Annotated in this window: 19 protein-coding genes; 11 read left to right on the forward strand and 8 right to left on the reverse strand. The window is 68.7% G+C overall.

The genetic code is table 11. From position 1 onward, the window contains the following. The first annotated feature begins 27 nt into the window (after positions 1 to 27). Together VH569_RS14685 and VH569_RS14690 are read left to right on the forward strand one after the other, a co-directional pair. On the forward strand, positions 28 to 756 hold the full coding sequence (locus VH569_RS14685) for a hypothetical protein (RefSeq protein ID WP_423316007.1): 729 nt from the start codon (positions 28 to 30) through the stop codon (positions 754 to 756). 114 nt (positions 757 to 870) lie between these two features. Beyond that, a complete protein-coding gene (locus VH569_RS14690; RefSeq protein ID WP_423316008.1) occupies positions 871 to 1,416 on the forward strand; it encodes a carboxymuconolactone decarboxylase family protein in 546 nt (181 codons plus the stop codon). 43 nt (positions 1,417 to 1,459) lie between these two features. Here the strand turns inward: VH569_RS14690 and VH569_RS14695 are convergent, their stop codons facing one another. The 3 genes from VH569_RS14695 to VH569_RS14705 all read right to left on the reverse strand — a co-directional run bounded on the left by VH569_RS14695 (position 1,460) and on the right by VH569_RS14705 (position 4,614). Beyond that, positions 1,460 to 2,776, reverse strand: coding sequence for an aspartate aminotransferase family protein (locus VH569_RS14695; protein ID WP_423316009.1), 1,317 nt, complete (start codon positions 2,774 to 2,776; stop codon positions 1,460 to 1,462). A 6-nt stretch (positions 2,777 to 2,782) separates the two neighbouring features. Further along, entirely contained in the window at positions 2,783 to 3,820 is a 1,038-nt protein-coding gene (locus VH569_RS14700) for a phosphotransferase (RefSeq protein ID WP_423316010.1), read from the reverse strand. Positions 3,821 to 3,906: 86 nt separating this feature from the next. Beyond that, positions 3,907 to 4,614, reverse strand: a complete 708-nt coding sequence (locus VH569_RS14705) for a GntR family transcriptional regulator (protein ID WP_423316011.1) — start codon at positions 4,612 to 4,614, stop codon at positions 3,907 to 3,909. Between the two features lie 142 nt (positions 4,615 to 4,756). On the opposite strand from VH569_RS14705, the gene VH569_RS14710 reads away from it, so the two are divergent. Both VH569_RS14710 and VH569_RS14715 read left to right on the forward strand, forming a co-directional pair. Next, positions 4,757 to 5,701 carry a 3-hydroxyacyl-CoA dehydrogenase NAD-binding domain-containing protein gene (locus tag VH569_RS14710; protein ID WP_423316012.1) on the forward strand — a complete coding sequence of 315 codons (945 nt, stop codon included), beginning with the start codon at positions 4,757 to 4,759 and terminating at the stop codon, positions 5,699 to 5,701. After that, entirely contained in the window at positions 5,698 to 6,411 is a 714-nt protein-coding gene (locus VH569_RS14715; protein WP_423316013.1) for an aspartate/glutamate racemase family protein, read from the forward strand. Before VH569_RS14710 ends, VH569_RS14715 begins: the two co-directional genes overlap by 4 nt. 11 nt (positions 6,412 to 6,422) lie before the next feature. Here VH569_RS14715 and VH569_RS14720 read toward each other — a convergent pair whose 3' ends face one another. After that, complete coding sequence (locus VH569_RS14720; RefSeq protein ID WP_423316014.1) at positions 6,423 to 7,154, reverse strand: GntR family transcriptional regulator; 732 nt, start codon at positions 7,152 to 7,154, stop codon at positions 6,423 to 6,425. Positions 7,155 to 7,183: 29 nt separating this feature from the next. After that, the gene (locus tag VH569_RS14725) at positions 7,184 to 8,083 is read right to left on the reverse strand and encodes a dihydrodipicolinate synthase family protein (protein WP_423316015.1); all 900 of its coding nucleotides are present in this window, start codon (positions 8,081 to 8,083) and stop codon (positions 7,184 to 7,186) included. 227 nt (positions 8,084 to 8,310) lie between these two features. Between VH569_RS14725 and VH569_RS14730 the strand changes: the two genes are divergently transcribed. From VH569_RS14730 to VH569_RS14760, 7 genes are read left to right on the forward strand one after another with little or no spacing between them, the layout of a single operon-like run. Beyond that, on the forward strand, positions 8,311 to 9,663 hold the full coding sequence (locus VH569_RS14730) for an ABC transporter substrate-binding protein (protein ID WP_423316016.1): 1,353 nt from the start codon (positions 8,311 to 8,313) through the stop codon (positions 9,661 to 9,663). Beyond that, on the forward strand, positions 9,660 to 10,592 hold the full coding sequence (locus tag VH569_RS14735) for a carbohydrate ABC transporter permease (RefSeq protein WP_423316017.1): 933 nt from the start codon (positions 9,660 to 9,662) through the stop codon (positions 10,590 to 10,592). Before VH569_RS14730 ends, VH569_RS14735 begins: the two co-directional genes overlap by 4 nt. Further along, complete coding sequence (locus VH569_RS14740) at positions 10,589 to 11,419, forward strand: carbohydrate ABC transporter permease (protein WP_423316018.1); 831 nt, start codon at positions 10,589 to 10,591, stop codon at positions 11,417 to 11,419. The genes VH569_RS14735 and VH569_RS14740 overlap by 4 nt, the downstream gene beginning before the upstream one ends. Before the next feature lie 25 nt (positions 11,420 to 11,444). Then, on the forward strand, positions 11,445 to 12,527 hold the full coding sequence (locus tag VH569_RS14745; protein WP_395456308.1) for an ABC transporter ATP-binding protein: 1,083 nt from the start codon (positions 11,445 to 11,447) through the stop codon (positions 12,525 to 12,527). Next, positions 12,527 to 13,555 (forward strand): aldo/keto reductase, encoded by a 1,029-nt coding sequence (locus VH569_RS14750; protein ID WP_423316019.1) that lies wholly within the window; start codon positions 12,527 to 12,529, stop codon positions 13,553 to 13,555. The genes VH569_RS14745 and VH569_RS14750 overlap by 1 nt, the downstream gene beginning before the upstream one ends. Before the next feature lie 19 nt (positions 13,556 to 13,574). Continuing rightward, positions 13,575 to 14,030, forward strand: a complete 456-nt coding sequence (locus tag VH569_RS14755; protein ID WP_423316020.1) for an RbsD/FucU family protein — start codon at positions 13,575 to 13,577, stop codon at positions 14,028 to 14,030. A 31-nt stretch (positions 14,031 to 14,061) separates the two neighbouring features. Then, positions 14,062 to 15,243, forward strand: a complete 1,182-nt coding sequence (locus tag VH569_RS14760) for a fumarylacetoacetate hydrolase family protein (RefSeq protein ID WP_423316021.1) — start codon at positions 14,062 to 14,064, stop codon at positions 15,241 to 15,243. 24 nt (positions 15,244 to 15,267) lie between these two features. Here VH569_RS14760 and VH569_RS14765 read toward each other — a convergent pair whose 3' ends face one another. Genes VH569_RS14765 through VH569_RS14775 form a run of 3 tightly spaced genes read right to left on the reverse strand, consistent with a single transcriptional unit; the run spans position 15,268 to position 18,682 of the window. Further along, positions 15,268 to 16,794, reverse strand: coding sequence for a UxaA family hydrolase (locus tag VH569_RS14765; protein ID WP_423316022.1), 1,527 nt, complete (start codon positions 16,792 to 16,794; stop codon positions 15,268 to 15,270). 42 nt (positions 16,795 to 16,836) lie between these two features. Continuing rightward, entirely contained in the window at positions 16,837 to 17,652 is an 816-nt protein-coding gene (locus VH569_RS14770) for an amidohydrolase family protein (RefSeq protein ID WP_423316023.1), read from the reverse strand. 4 nt (positions 17,653 to 17,656) lie between these two features. Further along, complete coding sequence (locus VH569_RS14775; RefSeq protein WP_423316024.1) at positions 17,657 to 18,682, reverse strand: aldo/keto reductase; 1,026 nt, start codon at positions 18,680 to 18,682, stop codon at positions 17,657 to 17,659. Positions 18,683 to 18,690 lie beyond the last annotated feature (8 nt).

Below are 18,690 nucleotides of genomic sequence, written 5' to 3' on the forward strand. Positions count from 1 at the left end.
AAGCCTTCAGAAAGGAAAAACATCATCATGACCTTCAGAACTCCACGGGGCATCGGCCTCGTGGCAACGGTGCTCGGCTGCCTCGCGTCCGGCCTGTCTACAGTCGCCGCGCATGGGATCGAGACCGCGCCCGATCGGGCGGTGATGGCCTCGTTCGACATCGTCGAGACGCGCATCGTCACCGATCACGGCCATGCCGTCTTCAGCACCCGCGTCCGCGCCGATGCCGGCAAGGCGACGCCGTCCGCCACCGGCAAATTCGAAGGCTCGGAGGTCTACGCCTATGTCTGGCCGACCTCCCTCAACTCCGCCGATGTCGGCTTCGAGAAGGACCAGGGCATCGTCGCGCTCGCGGTGACCTTCCACCCCGATTTCGACGATGCCGCCTATGGCGGAAAGAACCGCGACCGCTGGCATTCCCACTGGGTCGTCCTCAACGAGGACAAGGCCTGTCCCGGCGGACTGAAGGTCAAGGACATTCCGGAGGGCACGAAGCCCAGGCTGCCGGAAACCTGGCCCGGCGCGCCGATCCTGATCGATAGCCCGGACTACCGAACCGATCTCAAGGCCGATCTGGTCGAGGTCCACATCCCGCTCGAAAAGATCGGGGCGCTCGCCACCGCGTCCTTCGACGGCGTGACCGCCGGGCTGCGCGTCAATGCCAACCTGCACGCGCCGCTGCTGTGCGTCACCAACATCCACAAGGTCGCCTCCGGCACCCTGTCGCTGCCGGGCAAGGTCGTTCCGGCCAAGTAACGCCGGAAAATTATCTCCGGCCAAGCAACGCGCAAAAGTGAAAGCGGCCCGGCGACTGCCATCGCCGGACCGCCCGAATACCCCCCTCCAAGCATCAGAGAAGGATAAAACATCATGGCACACGTCAATCTTGTCGATCCAGCCTCGTCTGCCGCGACGGTCAAGCCGACGCTCGACCGGATCGAGGGCGCCTTCGGCGTCGTCCCCAACATGTTCAAGGCCGTCGCGAATTCGCCGGCGGCGCTCGCCAGCATGTGGGGGTCGTTCGGTGCGCTCGGCCAGGGCAAGCTGGGGGCGAAGCTGGGCGAGCAGATCGCGGTGGCGGTCGCCGACCGCAACGACTGCGGCTATTGCCTCGCCGCCCACACCCTGCTCGGCCAGAAGGCCGGGGCGAGCGGAGCGGAGATGGCCGAGGCGCAGCACGGCCGTTCGGCCGATCCCCGGACGGCGGCGGCACTGGCCTTCGCGGTGAAGCTGGTGGAGACGCGGGCGGCGGTCGATGCCGCCGATGTCGCCGCCCTGCGCGAGGCCGGATTCGACGATGAGGCCATCGTCGAAATCCTGGCGCATGTCGCCCTGAACCTGTTTACGAATTACGTGAACGTCGCCCTCGATGTGCCGGTCGACTTTCCCGGAGTGAAGCTCTCCCGCCGCAACTGACGGAGGGGGTGCGGCCGGAACGGTGGCGTTCCGGCCGCGTCCGTCACAGCGCCGCCAGCACCTCGTCGAGCGTGCTCAGGAACAGGCTGGCGTCGTCGGACGAGAAGACCAGCGGCGGGCGGATCTTCAGGATGTGTCCCTCCTGGCCGGTGGCGCTGATCAGCACCCGGCGCCGGCGCATGCCGTTGACCACCCGGGCGGTTTCCTCCGGCGCCGGGGTCTTCGCCTTGCGGTCGCGCACCATCTCGACGCCGATGAACAGGCCGCTGCCGCGCACGTCGCCGATCAGGTCATGCTTGGCGGCGAGCGCGCGGATGCCGTCGATCATCTGCGCGCCGACGGTCAGGGCGTTCTCCTGCAGGCGCTCCGTCTTGATGACGCGCAGCACGGCGTGCGCCACGGCGCAGGACACCGGGTTGCCGCCGAAGGTGTTGAAATAGCGCTGGTTGCGGCCGAACGCCTCGATCACCTCCGGGCGGAAGATGGCGCCGGCCACCGGATGGCCGTTGCCCATCGGCTTGCCGACCGTCACGATGTCGGGCACCAGCCCGTGGCGCGCGAAGCCCCACATGTGGGTGCCGAGCCGGCCGAAGCCGGGCTGTACCTCGTCGGCGATGAAGATGCCGCCGGCCTTGCGCATGACCTCGACCGCCGGGGCCAGGAAGCCGGCCGGATCGGTGAAGACGCCGCTGCTGGAGAAGATGGTGTCGACCAGCAGCGCCGCCGGGGCGATGCCCTTCTCGCGCAGGTCGGCGATGGCCTCCTCGACGGACCGGGCAAAGGCGGCGCCGACCTCTGCGTCCGGGATGCGGTAGCTGTCGGGCGACGGCACGACGCGGACATGGTCGCCCAGCTTCACCGCGGCGCCCAGCGAGGGCGACATCTCCGCCAGCGCCGAGGTGACGCCGTGATAGGCGTTGTGGGCGATGACGACGCCGGTGCCGCCGGTGTGGACGCGGGCGACGCGCAGGGCCAGATCGTTCGCCTCGCTGCCGGTGCAGGTCAGCATCAGGTGCGACAGGTCCGCCGGGAATTCCGCCAGGAAGGCTTCGGCGAAATCGAGGATGCCGTCGGTGAGGTAGCGCGTGTGGGTGTTCAGCACCGCCGCCTGCTTCGCCATCGCCTCCACCACCTCGGGCCGCGAATGGCCGACCGAGGCGACGTTGTTGTAGGCGTCGAGATAGCGGTTGCCGTCGGCGTCATAGAGGGAGGAACCCTCGCCGCGCACGACATGGATCGGATCGGCGTAGAACAGGCGGTAGGCCGGGCCGAGCAGCTTTTCGCGGCGGGCGATCAGGGCGCGCTCGCGCTCCGGCAGGGAACCGGCGGCGTCGGGGGCGTAGGCGTTGATCATGGTCATGGCGGGTCACACTTCCTGACAGGCGAGGTGGAGCAGAGTGCGTGCGGTGGCGGCCTCGTCGCCGGTCAGCTTTTCCAGCCCGGCGAAGGCACGTTCGGCATTCCGCAGGATGTAGGCGGCGTTCTCGGGATATTCGGCCGCCCGCCAGCCGGTGATCGAGATGGTCAGGGCAAGGCGGGCCGCGATCAGGTCGGGCAGCAACTCCGTCTCATCCGCCGTCAGCGGCAGCACGGCGTTGTAGGCGCGGGTCATCTCGACGATGGAGCCGAAGGGCGTCTCGCCGCTGGTGACGTGGTAGGCGAGCGCCGTCGCCAGATCGTTGATCAGCGGCGCCTTCAGCGCGTCGCCGAAATCGATGATGCCGGTGACCGCCTGATGCCCGGCCGGATCGACCACCGCATTGTGCGGGTTGAGGTCGTTGTGGATCACCTGATGGCGCAGGGCGGGCAGGCGCGGGGCGACCCGGTCGGCGAAACGGGCGATGAAGCGCTCCACCATCCGGCGGCGCGGATTTTCGGCCAGATAATGCAGCTTGTCGGCGACGCTGGCGGTGCGCGTGATGTCCCACAGCAGGTCGCGCTGCGAGCCCGGATGCTCGTAGTCGGCCAGCGCGAGGTCGAGCCGGGCCAGCGTCGTTCCCAGCGCCCGCATCAGTCCCGGTGAGGCCGGTGCCGCATGGAGCGGCGTGCCGTCGAGATAGGTCAGCAGCCGCAGGATCATCGGATGGCCGTCGATCAGGACCGTCGTCTGCGCTTCGCCCTCCCGGGTCGGCACGACGCGCGGCACCGGCAGGGCCGGGTCGCGGGATGCCACATGCTGCATGGCGCCGGTCTGGAAGGCGGTGACCGGCTGCGGTTCGGCCGGGTTGGTGAACTTCAGCACATAGCGGTGCCCGTCGGGCGTGGTGATGTGGAAGTTGCGGTCGCGCTCGCTGCTCAGTTCACGGACGCCGCCGGTCAGCCCGAAATGCCGCAGCATCATGGCGCCGGCCTCGTCCCCGGAGATCGGCGGCGCGACGGTGGTCAGTACATCACGCTGTGTCATGGCCGCACTCTCCTCGTCATTCGAAACTTTAATGTTTGATGCATCATCGTCATGCGGGACCCGGCTTCGGGCACCGGTGAAGGGGGTCAGGAAACCAGGGTTTCCGGTTGGGTTTGCAGTCGTGCTTCGATGCCCTCGGCGTCGATCCGCTCCAGGATCGGGCCGCTGGCCAGTTGGATGTCGTCCTGGATGGCGCGGGCGGCGGCCGGGCCGTCATGACGGCGGATGGCATCCATCAGCGGGTAGTGATGGTCGATCATCGTGCGGCCGGCTCCGCCATAGACGTCGGCGATCAACGGCCCCATCTGGAGCCAGAGCCGCCGCAGAATGTCGCCCAGCACCGGCATGTCCGCGATTTCGGCCAGCTTGAAGTGGAAGATCTGGTTAAGTTCGGTCGCCAGCGCGGTGTTGCCGGCGGCCATCGCCTCCTCGTTGTGCGTCAGCAGGGCTTCCAGTTGTTCGATCTGGGCCGGTGTCGCCCGCTCGGCGGCGCGGGCGGCGGCCAGCCCTTCCAGATTGACGCGGATGTCCCGGATTTCCAGATAGGCGGCGCGGGTCAGCATCGGGACGCGGATGTCGCGCGGCGAGCGCAGCACCAGCGCCTGGTCCTGCACCAGACGCAGGATGGCATCGCGCACCGGGGTGACGCTGGTCCCCAACCGTTCGGCCAGATCGCGGATCTTGAGCCGGTCATTCGGCTTGAACACGCCCCGCATCAGCGCCCCGCACAATTTCTGGTAAATCGTGCTGCCGAGATTGTCGTGTTCAAGAAGGCTGAGGTCGAACCTGCTCATCGTCTGCCCGTCACCCGACCATCTTGCTTCGGTGTATGATGCATCATATTGACCCGGTCGCGGATGAAGGTCAAGCTGTCCCTGCCGCGCACATCCGTGCCCGGCCCTCTTTTCGACCCTTCTGAGCAGGAGTGCTCCCGCAATGCCGCCACCTCCGCCGTCCACCGCGCCCGTTGCCGTGCTTGGCTGCGGGTTGATCGGCGAAAGCTGGTCGGCCCTGTTCCTCGCCCACGGGCTGGACGTGGTTGCCTGGGACCCTGACGGTGCCGTGCTGGCCGCCTTGCCGCAGCGTGTGGAACGGCTGCTCGGCCAGTTGGAGGCGCTCGGGACCGGTACCGCCGGGCGCGGCCGATTGTCCGTCGTGCAGTCGGTCGCGGCGGCCGTCGGCGATGCCGGCTGGATTCAGGAGAACGCGCCGGAAAAGACCGCGGTCAAGCACAGCCTCTATGCCGAGGTGGAGGCGGCGGCGATGCCGGACGCGGTAATCGCCAGCAGCACCTCCTCGCTGACCTGGAGCGATCTGGCGGCGGGCATGGTGCGGCGCGAGCGCCTCATCACCGCCCACCCCTTCAATCCGCCGCACCTGATGCCGCTGGTCGAGCTGTACGCCGCCGACCCGCAGGTTCTGGCGCGGGCCGAGGCCTTCTATCGCGGCCTCGGGCGCGAGACGGTGGCGCTGAAGAAGGATGCGGTGGGCCACATCGCCAACCGGCTGGCGTCCGCCTTGTGGCGCGAGGCGGTCAACATCGTGGCGGAGGGCATTGCCGATGTCGCCGACGTCGATGCGGCGCTGGTGCACGGTCCGGGACTGCGCTGGTCGGTGATCGGCGCCCACATGGCCTATCATCTGGGCGGCGGCCCCGGCGGCATCGCCCATTACCTCGACCATCTCGGACCGAGCCAGGAACGGCGCTGGGCAACGCTCGGCAGCCCGAGCCTGACGCCGGAGGTTCGCCGACTGCTGGTCGATGGAATCGCAGAGGAAGCCGCCGGCCGCTCCATCGCCGCGCTGGAGGCCGAACGCGATCGCGGGCTGATGCTGGCCTTGGCCGCCCGACAGACCGCAAAGCAGGGAGAAGATGCATGACCGCCGAAACGGGTGCCGCCATGCCGGGGCCGCGCATCGCACTGATCCACGCGCTGGAGGAATCGGTGGCGCCGGCGCGGGCCGCTTTCCTGGCGCATTGGCCGCGAGCGCGGATTTTCGACCTGCTCGATACCTCGCTGGCCGTCGATCTGGCGGAGGCCGGCCGGCTCGACGAGGCGATGATGGGGCGGTTCCGGACGCTGGCCGATTATGCCGCCGGCACGGTGGGCGCGGGCGGGCGCACGGCGGGCATCCTGTTCACCTGTTCGGCCTTCGCCCCGGCCATCGACGCGGTCAAGCGGCACCTGCCGATCCCGGTGCTGCGGCCGAACGAATCCGCCTTCGAGGCGGCGATGGCGGTTGGCGACCGGATCGGCATCGTCGTCAGCTTCGGCCCGTCCGCCCTGTCTCTGCGCACCGAGCTGCTGGCAATGGCCGCCGCCGCCGGCCGCCGGATCGAGGTCACCGTCGCGGTTGCCGACGGCGCGCTGGCGGCGCTCAAGAGCGGCGACGGCGAGGGGCATGACGAGCGCGTCGCAGGGACGGCGGAGCAGCTGCGCGGCTGCGATGTCGTCATTCTCGGCCAGTTCTCGATGGCGCGGGCGCAGCCGAGGCTTCAGCCGCTGCTGTCGGTCCCGGTGCTGACCACGCCCACGGCGGCGGTGGAGGCGTTGCGCCGCCTGACGCAGCCGGCGGGCGGCATCGCGTAACCGGTACGGTCTCAGCGCAGGCCGATGGCGCGGTCGCGGGCGCTGAGGATGTGCGTGCCGATGGCATCCTTGGCCCGCTCCGGGTCGCGGGCCTGGATGGCGTGGATGATGGCGAGATGCTCGCGCATCGTCGGCACCAGCACGGCGGTGTTCAGTTTTGTCTTCGACTGCTTGATCAGCCGGATCTTGATCTGGTTGACCCGGTAGGCGTCGGAAATGATGGCGTTGCCCAGCGCGTCGACGATCGTCAGGTGCAGCGCCCAGTCGATGTCCTGCGCCTCCTGCAACAGGGCGGGCTGGATGCCGCCGCCCGTGCCGGCGTCGGCTTCCGCTTCGGCGCAGGCGGCGACGATGCGCTCGTGATCGTCCAGCAGCGCGCGGACCGTCGCCTCCGGCGCCTCCCGGGCGAAGACCGCCACCGCTTCGCGTTCCAGGAACAGGCGGAACTGGAAGGCGTCGCGGATGAGGTTGAGGTCGACATGGGCGACCTGCATCCCCCGCTGCGGCACGGTCTTCACCAGCCCTTCGGCCTCCAGCCGGGGGATCAGTTCGCGGATCGCCCCCAGCGGCAGTTCGGTCAGCTCGACCAGCTCGCGCTGCGAGATGAACTGCCCGGGGCGGATCTCGTCCGCCAGCAGCCGCTGCGTGAAGCTTTCGTAAGCCCGGCTGCGCAGGTTGACCGAGTCCCGGTCTCGCTTGGCCGGGTCGCGTTTGGCCAAGTCGCGTTTGGCGGAGGTCGTCATCCGTGTGCTGTCCCGTCAGGAGGGCCCCGTCAGGCGGCCCTATCCGCGAACACCCGGTCGAAGAGATGGCCGAGCGTCGCGGTGTCCGCCACCGACATAGGCAGCAAAGGCGCCCTCACCGTCAACCATGCGCTGTCGCCGGTGGCGTGCGACACCAGCGCCTTCACCGCCGGGGTGACCGGGTAGCGCAGCACGGCGTCCACCAGCTCGACCAATGCGGCGTCGTCGCGGCCCTGGTGGACCACCGTCCGCAGCCGGCCCGGCACCAGATTGGCCATGCCGGAAATGGCGCCCTGGCCGCCGTCGCGCACCGCCTGGGCCAGCACCCGCTCGTCGCCGATCAGCACGGCGAGATCGTCGCGGTGGGCGGCGAGAAGCTGCTGGCTGTAGTTCCAGTCGCCGGCCGAATCCTTGACTCCGGTGATCGCGTCGGGGAAGGCGGCCTTCAGCCGGCCGATCAGCTCGATGGACAGCGGAACCGCGGTGACCGACGGGATGTGGTACAGGATGATGTCGCGCGCCCGGTCGCCCAGCTTGGCGATGAAGCTGGAGAACCACGCGAACAGCCCGTCGTCCGACACGCCCTTGAAGTAGAAGGGCGGGGCGACCAGCAGCGCCCGCGCGTCGGCATCGAGCAGCTGGTTGGCCTGGGCCAGCGCGTCGTGCAGCGACGCGGCGATGACGCCGCCGACCACATGGCTGCGGAAGTCGATGCCGGCGCCCTTCAGCGCGCCGATCATCTGCTCGCGCGCCACATGGCCGAGCAGCGGACCCTCTCCCGTGGTGCCGAACAGGGTGACCGAGTCGCAGCCGCTGGCGAGGCACCAGGCGACATGCCGGGTCAGGCGGGCCAGATCCACGCTGCCGTCCTCATGGTAGGGCGTGGTCAGCGCGCAGGACAGGCCGAAGCGGCCAGTGGATTGATTCACTTTGCATTTCTCCCAGGGGCGGCTGGACGGCCGGCCGAACGGCCACCGCGTTACGACTAACATGTTACTAGGATGTTTTTCGTTTGCAAGGGGGCTGCGCTGGATTTATACGTTGACCAAGCAATCAAATCGGTGGCGGCGCGGATCCGTGTCGCTCACAGTGTTCGCCGGTCAGGACAAGGCCGGGCATCAAAGGCCCAGGCGATAACGGGGAGGAGTGCATGTCGATGTCGAACGGAATGTCTTTGTCGCGCCGCCGGCTTCTGGCGTCGGGCGCCGCGGCCGGTGCGCTGGGCTTCAGCGGTGCTCTCGGTCTTCCGGGGCTTCCCGCCTTCGCCCAGACCAGTGGGGTCAACTGGCGCAAATATGCCGGCACCAAGATCGAGGTGAACCTGATCAAGAGCCCGCGCGGCGACACCCTGACCAGGCACCAGAAGGAATTCGAGGAGCTGACCGGCATCACCGTGGTGTCGGAACAGACGCCGGAGCAGCAGCAGCGCCAGAAGGCGGTGATCGAGCTGACCTCCGGCCGGCCGAGCTTCGACGTCGTGCACATCAGCTATCACGTCCAGAAGCGCCAGTTCGAAAAGGGCAAGTGGCTGGCCGACCTGACGCCCTTCATCAAGGACCCGGCGCTGACCGACGCCGGCTTCCTCGACGATTTCTCCGAAGCCGGCGTGACCTTCGCCCGTAATCCGGAGGGCGGGATCGGCGCCTTGCCCTTCTCGGTCGATTACTGGATCGTCTATTGGAACAAGGACCTGTTTGCGAAGAAGAACCTGTCCTTCCCCAAGACCTTCGACGAGATGGTGGCCGCCGCCGCCGCGCTGACCGACCCGTCGAGCCAGACCTACGGCTTCGTCGCCCGCGGCATGAAGAACGCCAACACGCCGGTGTGGACCAGCCTGCTGCTCGGCTACGACCAGTACAGCGTCGATGCCAACCGCAACCTGCTGACCGACACGCCGGAAGCCATCGAGGCGGCGAAGCTCTACCAGACGCTGATGACCAAGTCGGCGCCGCCGGGCGTCACCGGCTTCAACTGGGCCGAATGCCAGTCGGCCTTCCTCCAGGGCCGCGTCGGCATGTGGTTCGACGGCGTCGGCTTCGCCCCGCCGCTTGAGGATCCGGAGAAGTCGCGCGTCGTCGGCAAGGTCGGCTACGGCCTGATGCCGAAGGGGCCGAAGGCGCATGCCGCAGCCACCACCGGCGACGGCGTCGGCGTCACCGCGGCGTCGAAGAACAAGGAGGCCGCCTATCTCTACTGCCAGTGGGCGACCGGCAAGCTGATGGGCGCCCGCCTGTTGCAGGCCGGGGCCGGCGTGCCGTTCCGCAACTCCGTCCTGGCGGACGCCGAGGTGCGCAAGGGCGTCAAGATGCCGGCGGCCTGGGTCGATGCCGTGGTCGAGTCGGCGAAGATCAGCCGCCTCGCCCTGCCGGTGATCATCCCGGTCACCGAGTTCCGCGACGTGCTGGGCGGGGCGCTGACCAACATGATTTCCGGCAGCGATCCGGCGGCCGAGCTGAAGCGCGCCACCGCCGACTTCAAGCCGATCCTTGAGCGCAGCGAGAAGACGTGAGCATCCTGACCTCGTCTGACCGCGTGGTCGGCGCCGCTTCCGTCGGCAGGACGAAGCGGCTCCGGCCCTCCTACTGGCCCTTCGTGGTGCCGGCGCTGATCGTCGTCATCGGGGTCATCGTCTTTCCCTGGGTCTTCACCCTGTGGATGAGCGCCATGGAATGGCGCATCGGCGAGGAACAGCGTTTCGTCGGTTTGCAGAACTATGCCCGGCTGTTCACCGACGTGCGCTTCCTCGAGGCGATGGTCCACACGCTGGTTTACACCGCGCTGTCGGTCCTGGTCCCGCTGGTGCTCGGCACCGCGGCGGCGCTGGCCTTCAACACCAAGCTGCCGGCGAGAGGCCTGCTGCGCGGCATCTTCGTCATGCCGATGATGGCGACCCCGGTCGCCATTGCGCTGGTGTGGACGATGATGTTCCACCCGCAGCTGGGCGTGCTGAACTACCTGCTGTCGCTGGTCGGCATCGGGCCGCTGCAATGGGTCTATCACCCCAGCACGGTGATCCTGTCGCTGGTGCTGGTGGAGACCTGGCAGTGGACGCCGCTGGTGATGCTGATCGTGCTGGGCGGGCTGGCGGCGCTGCCGACCGAGCCGTACGAGAGTGCGCAGATCGACGGCGCCACCGCCTGGCAGCGCTTCCGCTACCTGACCCTGCCGATGATCAAGCCCTTCCTAATGGTGGCGGTCATCATCCGCAGCATCGACGCGCTGAAGAGCTTCGACATCCTCTACACCATCACCCAGGGCGGGCCGGGCACGGCGTCGGAGACGATCAACCTGTATCTCTACAGCGTCGCCTTCACCTACTACGACATCGGCTACGGCTCGGCCATCGCGGTGGTGTTCTTCGTGCTGATCATCCTGCTGTCGCTGATCCTGCTGTACCTGCGCCAGCGCAGCGCCTGGAATACGGGAGACGGGCAATGAGCCGGCCGCTGAGAAAGCTTCTGGACAAGGCCGGCATGGCCGTCTGCGTCCTGCTGCTGGTGTCGCCGGCGCTGCTGTTCTTCATCTGGATGCTGTCGCTGTCGCTGAAGTTCGAGATCGACAACGGCGCCTATCCGCCGATCCTGATCCCGGACCGCTTCGCCTGGAAGAATTATACGACGATCTTCGAGGGCAACAGCTTCCTGCTCTATTTCTGGAACAGCATGATCGTCACCGGCGCCGCCACCCTGTTCGCGCTGCTGGTCGGCGTGCCGGCCGGCTACGGCATCGCCCGGATGCGGGCGCACAAGTCGGCGGTGGTCATCATGATCGCCCGCATGACGCCCGGCCTGTCCTTCCTGATCCCGCTGTTCCTGCTGTTCCAGTGGCTGGGGCTGCTCGGCACGCTGTGGCCGCAGATCATCATCCATCTGGTCGTTACCGTGCCCATCGTGATCTGGATCATGATCGGCTATTTCGAGACGACGCCGATGGAGCTGGAGGAGGCGGCAATGGTCGATGGCGCGACGCGCTGGCAGATCTTCGCCAAGGTGGCACTGCCGATCGCCAAGCCCGGCATCGTTGTCGCCTTCATCCTGTCGGTGATCTTCTCCTGGAATAACTTCGTCTTCGGCATCGTGCTGGCCAGCCGCGAGACGCGGACCCTGCCGGTCGCCGTCTACAACATGCTGTCCTTCGAGCAGGTGAGCTGGGGACCGCTGGCCGCCGCAGCCCTGGTGGTGACGCTGCCGGTGCTGATCCTGACCGTGGCCGCCCAGCGCCAGATCGTGGCGGGCCTGACCGCCGGCGCCGTCAAGGGCGGCTGATCCATCCCAAGAAAGAGACGACCCCATGGCCTCCGTCAGCATCAGGAACGTCCGCAAATCCTACGGCACGGTCGAGATCATCAAGGGCGTATCCATCGACATCCAGGACGGCGAGTTCGTCATCCTGGTCGGCCCGTCGGGCTGCGGCAAATCCACCCTGCTGCGCATGATCGCCGGGCTGGAGGAGATCAGCGGCGGCACCGTCGCCATCGACGACCGTGTCGTCAACGACGTGCCGCCGAAGGACCGCGACATCGCGATGGTGTTCCAGAACTACGCGCTCTACCCGCACATGACCATCGCCGACAACATGAGCTTCGCGCTGCGGCTGAAGAACACCGCCAAGAGCGAGATCACGGCCAAGGTGGAGCGGGCGGCCGGCATTCTCGGGCTCGGGCCGCTGCTCGGCCGCTTCCCGCGCCAGCTCTCCGGCGGCCAGCGCCAGCGCGTGGCGATGGGGCGCGCCATCGTCCGCGATCCCAAGGTCTTCCTGTTCGACGAACCGCTGTCCAATCTCGACGCCAAGCTGCGCGTGCAGATGCGCACCGAGATCAAGGAGATGCACCAGCGGCTGAAGACCACCACCGTCTATGTCACCCACGACCAGATCGAAGCCATGACCATGGCCGACAAGATCGTGGTGATGCATGACGGCATCATCGAGCAGATTGGCGCACCGCTCGACCTTTACGACAACCCGGCCAACATGTTCGTCGCCGGCTTCATCGGTTCGCCGGCGATGAATTTCATCCCCGGCAGCATCGGCGGCGACGGCTTTACCACCGACGGCGGCGACCGCCTGCCGCTGGGCGGGCGCGTGCCGGCAGCGTCCGACGGGCGCCCGGCGGTGTATGGCGTGCGGCCCGAGCATTTCCGCCTCGCCGACGAAGGGATGGCCGCCGAAGTGGTGGTGGTCGAGCCGACCGGGTCGGAAACCCAGATGGTGCTGCGCCCGCTCGGCAGCAAAGCAGGCCGCGAGGATCGCAAGCGCGAACTGACCTGGGTGCTGCGCGAGCGCACCGGGGCCAAGCCCGGCGAGGTGGTGCGGATCGCGCCCGACCCGGCGCTGGCCCATCTGTTCAACCCCGACACCGGGCTGCGCCTGTGATGACGCCGACAGCCGAATCCTTACCGACCAGATCGTTGGGCCGCACCGGCATCGCCGTCTCGGAGATCGGCTTCGGCGCCGCGCCGCTGGGCGACCTGTACGGCCATCTCGACGAGGCCGCCGCGGTCGGTGCCGCGGTCGCCGCGCTGTCGGCCGGCGTGACGCTGCTCGACACCTCGCCGCTCTACGGCCATGGGTTGGCGGAGGCGCGCTGCGGTGCCGCGCTGCGCCAGGCCGGGCGCGACGGCGTCGTGCTGTGCACCAAGGTCGGGCGTTGGATGGACCCGACGCAGGGACGGGGGGACGGGTCGGGCTATGCTGGCGGACTGCCGCACCGGGCGGTCATCGACTATTCTTACGACGGCACGCTGCGGTCGGTGGAACAGTCGCTGCTGCGGCTGGGCACCGACCGCATCGACGTGCTGCTGATCCATGACGTCGATGTCTGGACCCACGGAGCCGACCGCATCGAGGCCCGCTTCGCCGAGGCGATGGACGGCGCCTATCGCGCGCTCGACCGGCTGCGGGCCGACGGCACGGTCAAGGCCATCGGTGTCGGCGTCAACGAGGCGGAGATGTGCGTCCGCTTCGCCAAGGCCGGCGACTTCGACGCCATGCTGCTGGCCGGGCGCTATTCGCTGCTGGAACAGCCGGCGCTGGAGGAATTCCTGCCGCTGGCCCAGGCCAAGGGCATTGGCGTGATGCTGGGCGGCGTCTTCAATTCCGGCATCCTCGCCAGCGGTGCCGTTCCCGGCGCCAAGTACAATTACGGCCCGGCGCCGGCCCATGTGCTGGAGCGGGTGGAACGGATCGAGGCGGTCTGCCGGGCCCATGGCGTGCCGCTCGCCACCGCGGCGCTGCATTTTGCCCTGGGGCATCCGGCGGTGTCGTCGGTGGTGCTGGGGGCGGTGACGGCCGGAGAGGTGGGCCGCAACCTCGCCGCCATGGCAGCGGTTATGCCGGCTGCGCTGTGGTCCGATCTGAAGAGCGAAGGGCTGCTGGCGGCGGATGTGCCGGTGCCGGCCTGAACCAACAAGGATAAGAGCCATGCTGAAAGGACTGGACCCGCTTCTGTCCCCCGACCTGCTGTGGGTGCTGGCCGCCATGGGGCATGGCGACGATCTGGCGCTGGTCGATGCCAACCATCCGGCGGAGACCATCGCCCGCGCCACAACCTCGGGCCGGCTGATCGTGTTGCCGGGGGTGACGATGGCGCGCGCCGCCCGCGGCATCCTCGGCGTCTTCCCGCTCGACGGCTTCGTGCCCGACCCGGTGCGCCGGATGGAGGTGGTGGGTGACCCCGCCGCGCTTCCTGCCGTCCAGGGCGAGGTGCAGGCGGAGATCGACCGCGCCGAGGGCCGTCCGTTGCCCTTGCAGGGGATCGAGCGGTTCGCCTTCTACGATGCCGCCCGCCGCGCCTTCGCCGTCGTGCAGGTCGGCGATCCGCGGCCCTATGGCTGTTTCCTGCTGCGCAAGGGCGTCATCGCCGGCGACGTGCCGTAACCCGACCCAATTTCAAGATTCGGACTCCGACATGACCCAGTTCCCCGTGGATGTGACCCGCACCCTTCCCAACGACGGCTATGCCGGCACCCTGGCCGGGCGGGCCTGGCGGCCGGGCATCGGCCCGTCGGTGGTGGCCGTGCGCGCCGACGGCGTGTACGACGTGACCGCGACCTTCCCGACGATGAGCGAACTGGCCGCCCGGCCCGATCTGGCGGCGGGCCTTGCCGCTGCGGCGGGGGAGCGCATCGGCGCACTGGCCGACATCCTCGCCAACACGCCGCCGGAAAGCCGTGACGCCAATGCCCCCTGGCTGCTGGCGCCGACCGACCTGCAGGTGCTGAAGGCGGCCGGCGTCACCTTCGCCGTGTCGATGCTGGAGCGGGTGATCGAGGAACGCGCCCGCGGCAACCCCGACGCCGCCGAGGCGATCCGCGCCGAGGTGCAGCGGCTGGTCGGCGACGATCTGGCGGCGCTGAAGCCCGGCTCCGAGGCGGCAATGAGCCTCAAGGATGTGCTAATCGCCCAGGGCGCCTGGAGCCAGTATCTGGAGGTCGGCATCGGCCCGGATGCGGAGGTCTTCACCAAGGCGCCCGTCCTGTCGTCGGTCGGCACGCTGATGGATGCCGGGCTGCACCCGAAATCGACCTGGAACAACCCGGAGCCGGAGGTGGTGCTGATCGTCGCCCCCGATGGCCGCATCACCGGGGCGACGCTGGGCAACGACGTCAATCTGCGCGATTTCGAAGGCCGCTCCGCCCTGCTGCTGTCGAAGGCGAAGGACAACAACGCGTCCTGCGCCATCGGTCCCTTCATCCGCTTCTTCGATGGAACCTTCACGCTGGACGATGTGCGGAGCACCGATGTCGCCCTGACGGTCGAGGGGCCGGAGGGCTTCCAACTGGCCGGCCTGTCCTCCATCTCGCGGATCAGCCGCGATCCGGAGGATCTCGTCGCCCAGACCGTTGGGCCGGTCCACCAGTATCCCGACGGCTTCGCCCTGTTCCTCGGCACCATGTTCGCGCCGACCCAGGACCGCGACAACCCCGGCGGCGGCTTCACCCACAAGGAGGGCGACATCGTCACCATCGCCGCGCCCAAGCTGGGCGCGCTGGTCAACCGCATGCGGCCGAGCGACGCCTGCGAACCCTGGAGCGTCGGCATCGCCGAACTGATGCGCTCGCTGGTCCGGCGGGGGGCGCTGAAAGGCTGAGCGGCGCCCCCCGCTTCGGCGTCGTCACATGACGGCGCCGATCTGCCAGGGCACGAACTCGTTGTCGCCGATGCCGTTCTCCTCGCTGCGGGTGCGGTGGCCCGAGGCGGTGTCCAGCATCAGGCGGAACAGGGCGGCACCCGCCTCCGCCACGCTGGTGCCGCCGTCCAGCACCGCGCCGCCGTTGAAGTCCATGTCATCGCCCATGCGGGCATAGAGCGCGCTGTTGGTGGCGATCTTCAGCGACGGCGTCGGCTTGCAGCCGTAGGTCGAGCCGCGGCCGGTGGTGAAGGCGATCAGGTTGGCGCCGCCCGCCACCTGTCCGGTGGCCGACACCGGGTCGTAGCCGGGCGTGTCCATGAAGACGAGGCCGTGGTCGGTCACCGGCTCGGCATAATCGACCACCGCGTTCAGGCGGGTGCCGCCGCCCTTGGCGACCGCACCCAGCGATTTCTCCAGGATGGTGGTGATGCCGCCGGCCTTGTTGCCGGGCGACGGGTTGTTGTTCATGTCGCCCTTGTGCAGGCGGGTGTAGTCCTCCCACCAGCGGATGCGGTCCATCAGCCTATCGGCGACGGCGGGGGAGGCGGCGCGGGCGGTGAGCAGATGCTCGGCGCCGTAGATCTCCGGCGTTTCGGACAGGATGGCGGTGCCGCCATGGGCGACCAGCAGATCGACCGCGGCGCCCAGCACCGGGTTGGCGGTGATGCCGGAATAGCCGTCGGAACCGCCGCATTGCAGACCGACCGTCAGATGGCTCGCTGGCACCGGCTCGCGCCGGACATCGTTGGCGATGGGCAGCATGGCGCGGACCAGGGCGACGCCGCGCTCGATGGTCTCGCGGGTGCCGCCTTCCTCCTGAATGGTCAGGGTGGCGATCAGCCCGTCCGGGCGCGGCGCCAGCGTCTGGGCCAAGGGTGCGATCTGGTTCATCTCGCAGCCCAGCCCGATCAGCAGAAGCCCGGCGAAATTGGCATGGTCGGCATAGCCGCGCAAAGTGCGGCGCAGGATCGCCATGCCCTCGCCGGTGCCGTTCATGCCGCAGCCGCTGCCATGGACGATGGCGACCACCCCGTCGACGTTCGGGTAATCGGCCAGCGCGTTGCCGTTGAAGGCATCGGCGATGCGTTTGCAGACGGTGGCGGAGCAGTTCACGCTGGCGATGACGCCGATGTAGTTGCGGGTGGCGATTTGCCCGGACGGCCGGCGGATGCCGAGGAAGGTCGCCTCCTCCGCGCCGCGCTCGGCCTCGACGATGCGGGTGGAGCCGTGGTCCAGCCGGGCTTCGCCCATGCCGAGATTGTGGACGTGGACATGCTGGCCGGGTTCGATCGGTTGGGTCGCGGTGCCGATCACCTGCCCGTACTTGACCACCGGCTCGCCCGGCGCCACGGCGCGGATGGCGATCTTGTGACCGCTGGGGATGGTGGCGGCGGCGGTGCCGGCGAAGCTGCCGACGGAGACGGCGCTGCCCGCCGGGATCTCACGGGTGGCGACCGCGACGCTGTCCGACGGGTTCAGCAGGAGAAGTTCGGGAACGGAAGACGGCATCGGTCTGGTCCTTGAGGATGGAATTGGACGGCGGACGTGGGATCAGCCCAGCCGGTAGAAGGTTGCGGCATTGCCGCCGAACACCGCGTCATGCGCCGCTGCGGGGACCAGCCGGCGGCACATCTCCAGCCAGCCGGGATAGTCGCCGGCCAGCCGCAGGACCGGCCAGTCGCTGCCCCAGAGCAGCCGGTCGGTGCCGAACAGGGCGATCAGGCGCTCGACATAGGGACGGATGTCGTCGATCCCGGTGCGCTCGCCCGCTTCGGTCAGCAGGCCGGACAGCTTGCACCGGACATTGGGCAGGGTGGCGAGGGCGGCCATGTCCTCCACCCAGCCGGGAGTGCCGCCGCCGGCGATGTTCGGCTTGGCGGCGTGATCGATGACGATGGGCAGGGCCGGATGCCGGCGGGCGAAGCGCAGCAGCGACGGCAGGTGAGGCGGCAGGACCAGCGCGTCGAAGCTCAGCCCCCATTCGGCCATAGCGGCGGCGGCCGGATCGATGGCCGGATCGTCCAGCCAGTCGGCGGCTTCGGCCTGCACCATCGGCCGCAGCCCCTTCAGCTTGGGATGGGATGCCAGCGCCTGAACCCGCTGCGGGGCGTCCGGCGCCTTCAGGTCGGTCCAGCCGACCACGCCGCGGATGAAGCTGTGCTTTGCTGCGAGGTCGAGCATGAAGGCGGTGTCCGCCTCGCTGGACAGGGTCTGCACCAGGACGGTGCCGTCGATGCCGCTCTCCAGCAGCAGAGGCAGCAGGTCTGGCGGCAGGAAATCGCGGTAAATCGGGCCAAGCTCCGGTGTCGGCCATTCGCCCTGGCGGGCGGCCATGAGCCAGAAATGCTGGTGGGCGTCGATGCGCATGGGGTCAGGCCTCCGCCGGGATTGGGGCCGCCTCGTCCAGCAGGCCGCGTGACTTCAATGCCTGCCAGAAGGCGGTGGGGATCGACGCCTGCGCCCAGGCGAGGTTGGTCGCCAGCTGGCCGGCGTTGCGCACCCCGGTGACGCAGGAGGCCACCGCCGGATGGGCGAGCGGGAATTGCAAGGCTGCGGCGGGAAGCTCGACAGCGAACTCGCGGCAGGCGGCGGCGAGCGCTTCCACCCGCGCGACGGTTTCCGGCGGGGCGTCGGCGTAGTTGAACTTGCCGTTGCCGGCGAGGATGCCGGAATTGAACACGCCGGCGGCGACGATCCGCGTGCCGGTGGCGAGGCAGCGTTCCAGGAAGGGCGACAGGCTGGTCTGTTCCAGCAGGGTGTAGCGGCCGGCCAGCATGGTACAGTCGAGATCGACCTCGTCCATCGCGTCCAGCGCCACCTCCCATTCGTTGACGCCGAGGCCGATGGCCGACACCGCGCCATCGCGCCGCAACTCCTCCAGCGTGCGGAAACCGCCGCCGCGGGTCAGCGCGTCCCAGTGATGGGCATGGGCGTCGCCATGGGTGACCCGGCCGATGTCGTGGACATAGAGGATGTCGATGCGGGCAAGGCCGAGGCGCTGGAGCGAATCCTCCACCGAGCGCAGGATGCCGTCGCGCGAGTAATCATAGACCGGGTGGAAGGGCGGAGGATCGGCCCAGCCGCTGGCATCGACGCCCGATGTCCGCGCCCCACCGGCATTCGGACGGATCAGCCGGCCGACCTTGGTCGACAGCACGAACCCGTCGCGCGGCCGGTCGCACAATGCTGCGCCCAGCCGCCGCTCCGACCGGCCATAGCCGTAATAGGGGGCGGTGTCGAAATAGCGGATGCCGGCCTCCCAGGCCGCGGCGACGAGGCGGTCGGCCTCGGCCGGATCGGTCGGGCGGTAGAGACCGCCGAGCTGCGCGCAGCCCAGCCCGATCACCGGGAGCAACAGGCCGGAGCGTGGCAGGGTGCGGCGGTCGGTGAGGTTCATGCGGGACG

Source organism: Azospirillum sp. 11R-A, assembly GCF_049472615.1.
Lineage (GTDB): Bacteria > Pseudomonadota > Alphaproteobacteria > Azospirillales > Azospirillaceae > Azospirillum > Azospirillum palustre.